At 36.2% G+C, this 6,232-nt stretch carries 5 protein-coding genes and 1 pseudogene; 1 reads left to right on the top strand and 5 read right to left on the bottom strand.

Annotated elements, in window-relative coordinates; all coding sequences use genetic code 11:
* Positions 1-473 precede the first annotated feature (473 nt).
* A pseudogene (locus tag ACXYMX_RS12765) lies at positions 474-1,129 on the top strand (transposase).
* Positions 1,130-1,273: 144 nt separating this feature from the next.
* Here ACXYMX_RS12765 and clpP read toward each other — a convergent pair.
* From clpP to ACXYMX_RS12790, 5 genes are all read right to left on the bottom strand, one after another.
* Positions 1,274-1,873: an ATP-dependent Clp endopeptidase proteolytic subunit ClpP gene (clpP, locus tag ACXYMX_RS12770; protein ID WP_459044625.1), complete on the bottom strand. Its 600-nt coding sequence runs from the start codon at positions 1,871-1,873 to the stop codon at positions 1,274-1,276.
* A gap of 120 nt (positions 1,874-1,993) precedes the next feature.
* Positions 1,994-2,773, bottom strand: a complete 780-nt coding sequence (locus ACXYMX_RS12775; protein WP_459044626.1) for a DUF1295 domain-containing protein — start codon at positions 2,771-2,773, stop codon at positions 1,994-1,996.
* Positions 2,774-2,787: 14 nt separating this feature from the next.
* Positions 2,788-4,575 (bottom strand): DAK2 domain-containing protein, encoded by a 1,788-nt coding sequence (locus ACXYMX_RS12780; protein WP_459044627.1) that lies wholly within the window; start codon positions 4,573-4,575, stop codon positions 2,788-2,790.
* Positions 4,572-4,982: a DUF2177 family protein gene (locus ACXYMX_RS12785; protein ID WP_459044628.1), complete on the bottom strand. Its 411-nt coding sequence runs from the start codon at positions 4,980-4,982 to the stop codon at positions 4,572-4,574. Before ACXYMX_RS12785 ends, ACXYMX_RS12780 begins: the two co-directional genes overlap by 4 nt.
* Before the next feature lie 358 nt (positions 4,983-5,340).
* Positions 5,341-5,847 carry a cupin domain-containing protein gene (locus ACXYMX_RS12790; RefSeq protein ID WP_459044631.1) on the bottom strand — a complete coding sequence of 169 codons (507 nt, stop codon included), beginning with the start codon at positions 5,845-5,847 and terminating at the stop codon, positions 5,341-5,343.
* Positions 5,848-6,232: the final 385 nt, after the last annotated feature.

Genomic DNA, 6,232 nt, shown 5'->3' on the forward strand with positions numbered 1-6,232 from the left:
ATTCATCTTTAGATTGCTAAATTCAAAAAAAACGCATGTGATTTATTTGGACCACTCAATGTGAAAAAAAACGAACTCACCAGGTTTATTTAGTGTACGCAAAAAAAACTTAAATCGTTAGATTTCTACTTATCCCGACTCAAATAAATAATATTCGTAAATAATGTGTGAAAAACACTTGACTGAACGTAAGAAAAGTCCATAATATTAGTTTCACTTTGGTATACTGTTGATTTCCGTTCCAGGCGGTCGCGTTCTGGAGGGCGTGCGGTGGACCAACCCGTTCGCTTCGCTGCCGTTGGTTGTTTCACCTGTCCCGCTGATCCTCCCAGAGTCGCCGCCTTGCACTCCAATCAACGGAGCCACCTATAAATATAGAAATCAAAATAATGCGAGGTCTATTTCTTGATAAAACCAAGAAATAGACCCCTTTTCATTGTATAATAAACATACTAAATCTACGTGGTGTCCAGATGATTTCGAATCAAGAAATCTTAACGCTTAGCCCGTATATGGCGATTTACGATCTCGTTGTACCAAAAGAAAATATGCTCCGTCAAATTGGTGAATCATTGATTTCAAGTTTATTCTAGATGAATTAAAAAGTAAATATTGCCTGGATAACGGTCGCAATGCAGTGCCACCGATTCGCTTGTTTAAATAGTTATTGCTGAAGTCCATTTTTGATATTTCAGATGTCGACGTAGTCGAACGTTCAATATAAGATATGTCTTTTAAATACTTTTTAGATTTGGCACCCGAGGACGCTGTCATCGACCCAAGCTCTTTAACGAAATTCCGTAAACTTCGCCTAAAAGATGTGGGTTTATTGGATATGCTCAGTTACAAAACGGTAGATATTGCATTGGAAAAAGAACTCATTAAAAGTAAAACCTATTCCGTAACGATTAAATCGACAGAACATAAAGATCAAGAAGCCTTTCAAAATAGCGAGGAGTTTAAAGAAAAAGCAAAAGCACGCTATAAAATCGAGGCGAAAAACAGTGAAATTAAACATAGACACGGTTACGATGTTGCATCGCATACGGGTCTATTTGGTATGCAAATGCAAGGAGCAATGGCAATCATCGCGATAAATCTAAAACGGATAAAAACTTTAATGAAATGAAAAGGGGTAATAAAACCAAAGAAAAGGAGTCAAATCGTTCAAAATCGAACGATTTGACTCCTTTTTGATTTTTCTTACGCTCGTAAATATTAAAAACGAAATTTTTTCAGTGGCTTCTAAATTTAGAAGCGGCATTTGGCTTGCTTAGTTATCTTTTTTCATATCACTGCGAGTAATGATGTGGTCAATTAGACCATACTCTTTTGCACGTTCTGCAGTCATAAAGTTATCGCGGTCTGTATCTCTTGCTAGTGTTTCAATCGGCTGACCTGTACGCTCAGCAAGAATAGCATTTAGTTTTTCACGAAGGAAAAGAATTCGCTTCGCTGCAATTTCAATTTCAGTTGCCTGACCTTGTGCACCGCCAAGTGGTTGGTGAATCATCACTTCTGCATTAGGGAGCGCATAACGTTTCCCTTTTGTACCTGCTGCCAGAAGGAATGCACCCATCGATGCTGACATTCCAATACAGATTGTTTGAATATCAGGTTTGATAAATTGCATTGTATCAAAGATTGCCATTCCAGCAGTGATACTTCCACCTGGACTATTGATATAAATTGAAATATCTTTGTCAGGATCTTCTGCTTCTAGGAATAGTAGTTGAGCAACGATAGCGTTTGCAACGTTATCGTCAATTGCACTTCCGAGCATTATGATGCGGTCTTTCAATAGACGGGAATAGATATCGTACGCTCGCTCCCCGCGATTTGTTTGTTCAATTACTGTAGGTATTAAAACCATTCCATTTCCTCCTTCAAGGTGGATGTATTCAAACTATGTTGTAACTCTTAAGTCACAACTGTAACTTTATCATACATAGTATGGTCAATGAAGGTCAAATATAACGCCTGAAAACAGATACTAAACTTTCTTTGGAGGCATGGGAATGAATTTACTCGTTTTCTTTACATATGCTGGCCATTCAGGATGCTCCTTATACCTCTTCTCCAAAAGTGGGACACCTGATACAAATAGTAGAAGGAGGGTTATGACAATTGGACTGTATATGGTTGTCCATCCATTAGGTACGGAAAGTGTAATTAGATATATGCCCCACCACATCACTGCCTCACCGAAATAATTGGGATGCCGTGTATATTTCCACAAGCCATTCGTCATTAATTTTCCTTTGTTTTCCGGTCTTTTAATAAATGCTTTCAGCTGACCGTCGCCAACCACTTCAAATATGTAACCAATAATCCAAAGAGCTAAACCGATATAATCGAGTAAACGTAATCCGATATTAGTAGACGTGTTGACACTAATTATAGGCTGAGCAATGATAAATAATAGAACCAATTGAAGAATATAAACATTGAGAAACATTTTAGGGTATTTTGAAAAGCCGGAACCCCATCGTTTTCTCATATTTACATATCGATAATCTTCTGGCTTATTCCAGTTTCGTTTAAATAAATAATAAGCTAAGCGAAGTCCCCACAGTAAAACAAGAACGGTGACTAAGATCGACCGAACTGTCATTAGTTCAGAAGCGAAAAAAGTGAAGACGGCAACTGTAACGAAGCCTAATCCCCAGGCGATATCTACTAGTCCATTATTCTTTCTAACTACCCCGATAGTAAATGCAAGTATAAAAAATCCTAGTAATACTAAAAGTGTTGATACATAAATGTTAGACATGAAATAATCCCCTTTTATTTTGTAGTGAAAGAAATTGCGATACAACCTATACCTGCGTTCATCGCTACGATGGAAGAGATATCTGTAGTGTATGCGGGTTTACTACCAATTAAATTCGTGAAAATCTTTTCGAAATCCAATGCTTTTTCTTGTGCATCTGCATGCACAATTGCATAACTTGTAATTTCTTTGGACTCTAGTTGTTGTCTTACTAAATTGAGTATTTTTTTCATATTGGCTTTCTTACTAAATACTTTACCAATGATGATACCTTCACCTTCTTTGTCTATTGAGACAACGGGTTTAAGATTAAGAAGTTTTGCTGCGGTACCTTGTACTTTCTTAAGCCTCCCTGAACGAACCATATATTTTAAAGTGTCTATACTTACATAAATCGTCGTATTTTCTATAGTATCTTCGACAACCTGTATAACCTCTTCAAAATGTTTCCCTGCCTCTATTTCTTCAGCAGCTTTCAAAACGACTAATCCTTGAGCACCTGAATTTAATTTTGAATCGATAACGGATATTTGATGGCCTTTTTCGGATAAATTACTAGCAGCTTGATTCAATGTATTAAAGGTTCCGCTCATTTTACTAGAAACCGTGACGACGATGACAGAATCATAATTGGATGCAATTCCATTTAAAAAATTTTCAGCAGCTTTTAGAGTAGGTTGCGATGACGATGGATAAGTAGTTGAATCATCCATAAGCTCGTATAAGTAAGATGGACGAATGGTCACTTTATCTAAATACACGCTGTCATCCACAAGTAAATTTAAGGGAAGCATGTGAATTTGATGGTAGTCTAGCATTTCTTTTGGTAAATCAGCTATTGAGTCTGTGACAAGGGCAATCTTATGCTTTCTTTTATAACCAGCTTCATATTGCCTAACCATGTCATCTGCTTTTTGTTGAAGGACTTGTCCAAACAACTTTAGTCTTTGAATCATCTCAGCAGGTAAATTAGTATGCATATGAATGCGTACCTTGTTCTTATTTCCAGCGACTACTAAGGAATTTCCCAAGTCGGACAATGCCAATTTAATATCATCTAAATTTAAGTTTTCACCTTTTATTAAGGCCTCTGTACAAAATCTATAAGTCAAATCTACATCTTCATGTAAGTGATTTTCAGCTAGATTGATTGATACGGAATCTAAGTTGTATTGATAAATGTCGACTTTTCCTGACTTAATAAAATTAGCAAAGCCTTCTAAGAAATAGAAAAATCCTTTTGCACCCGCATCAACTACAGAAAAATCACGCAAAACTTTCAATTTTTCAGGAGTGCTCTTTACAGAGGTTAGAGCAACATGTAATGATTTTGTTAGAATTTCAGTGAAATCCTCTGTAATATCTTTCAGTGCGTCTAAGGAATCAGACCAATCTTTCATAACCGTGATCATTGTTCCCTCGACAGGATTTGTTATTGAATTCCGCGCATAGTCGACCGCTTCTTTTGCGGAGTTAGAAAAACTACTAATTGAAATGTCATTTTTATCTTCTAATCCTAAATAAAAACCGTTAATGAATTGGGCGAAAATAATTCCTGAATTTCCTCTTGCGCCTGTTAAAGCTGCATCAGCAATTGATTCTAGTGTTTGCTTAGTAGATTCAAAAACCTGTGCTTCTTCAATAATTGCGTTCATTGTGAACGCCAAGTTGGTCCCAGTGTCCCCGTCAGGTACAGGAAAAACATTAATTTTGTTCAACTCATTTCTTTCCTTTATAACTGCTGATGCTCCGGAAAGGAAAGCATGATAAATTAATTGACTATCAATCAAACGAATACTCATATATTTACACCTCCAAAATAGTTCATTATGAAAAAGGTAACTACTGACGTTATTGAGCACAGTAGAGTTCCCCAAATAATATCTACAATCGTAATATAAAGTGACCAATCTTTTAGTGTCGCAAGGTTTGTCATGTCATACGTTGCGTAGGTAATTAAACCGAAAAATCCTCCGACAAGTAAAGCGTATATCCAGCTCTCTTTTGTCAATGCCGGTTTAATTACAAAAAAGATCATTCCCGCAATGAACAACAGGTAAAAAAGAAGCGCAGCTGTCCAATTAATGTTTTCACTCATGAGGTGTCCAATCTTCTGTTGATACAAATTATTAGCGATAAAGACGAGCCAAACGATATCTATGATAAAAAAGACGAGTACGGCAACTAGGTAGGTTTTAAAAAAGTTCAATTTCAATCACTTCTCTCAAATAAAATCTTTTTATTGTAAATGGTTTGTACAACCTTTATTTAAATAAACTATACAACAAAGTGAAGGAGAAGTCTAAAGAAATTTTTAAGTTCTTAAAATTAAAATGAGACTAAAAATGGTTGTAATATTTGCAAGTTTCCATATTATGCTACTTCTTTACCCCAATCGACAAATTACTAACAAATTAAACGAAATAAAATCGAAATTATCTCAGGAAAAGTTATATTTAAGCACAAAAAAACGAATGGAAATGTTCCGAGAACATTTTCATTCGAGTGCTGCTGCGGATGTTAAAAATGATATGGATTCCTTTAAATAAAGGTAGCAAGGCTATAGTTTAGTGGTGGTTACTCTGCTCATCGTCCTTTGTATTATGAATGGTACCAAAAGGATGTTCAGGCGGAGCGTAGATAGAGTAGAGCTTAAGAGGGATATCTCCAGTATTCGTTAAGTTATGCCAAGTTCCAGCAGGAACAATAATTGCAGAATCATCATAGACATACTCTTCGAAATCTAAGGTGTTTTCACGATTGCCCATTTGAACAAAACCCTGCCCCTGTTCTAGACGTAAAAATTGATCGACATTCGGATGCATTTCTAAACCAACTGATTCGCCTACATCGAGGGACATTAAAGTAACTTGTAAATTGTGTCCCGTCCATAAAGTAGTTCGAAATGCATCGTTGTGTTTTGCTGCATCATTAATATTAACTACAAAAGGGTTTGGTCCATGATCTTTTAATGAAATATTGTTTTGGAGATATGGGGAAAGATAACTACTCATGGAAGTTCCAAATTCATAAGGTGTAGTCAGGTAAGTTGATTGTCCGCCATAATGATACATTGGTGTATTTCCATAATGTGGACATGTACAGATTGGATGAAAATAGTAAATCACACTCAATTCCCTTCATGCGTTATGCAATCAGTATATGCATAACCGTTATAAGCTGTACTTAATAAAAAAGGGGGAGGTTTTGAGTTCGTAAAAAATTGAATAGATATTATATAAACTTACAGAAAGTAAAAGTTAGTACCTAATTAACGAAGTAGTGAATCTGTGTCCATTTTTTTCTGATATATATGAGTCAATTTCATAATTCAGAGCCCTTGGGGCTCAAGGCTTTTCAGGCACAAAAAATAGAGCACCTCCCCAAATCCTGTATAATGTAGTCACCACAACATACAACAGACAGGAGGAAGATGCCCTTATGTCCATTATACGACAA

This window comes from Sporosarcina sp. CAU 1771, from assembly GCF_054482775.1.

Bases quoted from the DNA above. Each gene is read 5' to 3' on its own strand.
- clpP (WP_459044625.1), bottom strand. From the start codon at position 1,873: ATGGTTTTAATACCTACAGTAATTGAACAAACAAATCGCGGGGAGCGA.
- ACXYMX_RS12775 (WP_459044626.1), bottom strand. From the start codon at position 2,773: ATGTCTAACATTTATGTATCAACACTTTTAGTATTACTAGGATTTTTT.
- ACXYMX_RS12780 (WP_459044627.1), bottom strand. From the start codon at position 4,575: ATGAGTATTCGTTTGATTGATAGTCAATTAATTTATCATGCTTTCCTT.
- ACXYMX_RS12790 (WP_459044631.1), bottom strand. From the start codon at position 5,847: ATGTATCATTATGGCGGACAATCAACTTACCTGACTACACCTTATGAA.